The following is a 276-nucleotide window of genomic DNA, read 5'->3' as shown; positions in this document are numbered from 1 at the left end:
GCCGATGGCTGGGTGCAAACTGCCGACGATTGTTTTACTCGTCAGCGCGAGTTGCCCTGTGCCGTACTGACGGCGGACTGCTAGCCGATTTAGTTGTGCAATACGGCGGGTACGCAAGTGGCTGCTGTGCATGCAGGTTGGCGTTCGCTGGCTGCCGGTATTGTTCGTAAAACCTTGGCGACTTTTTCCGACGTTACCCCAGAGCTAGTGGCTTGGCTTGGGCCTGCTATTGGGCCGGCTCAGTTCGAGGTGGGGGTGGATGTACTGGAGGCCTTT

At 58.3% G+C, this 276-nt stretch carries 1 protein-coding gene; it reads left to right on the top strand.

Annotated elements, in window-relative coordinates; genetic code table 11:
* Positions 1-93 precede the first annotated feature (93 nt).
* Positions 94-276, top strand: a 183-nt coding sequence (locus Q4563_RS19640; RefSeq protein WP_303605715.1) for a laccase domain-containing protein, incomplete at its 3' end; no start/stop codon positions are given.

It is taken from the genome of Gilvimarinus sp. 1_MG-2023 (assembly GCF_030548285.1).
Note: the sequence above shows the minus strand (reverse complement) of the source record. Positions and strands in the feature narration are given on the sequence as shown.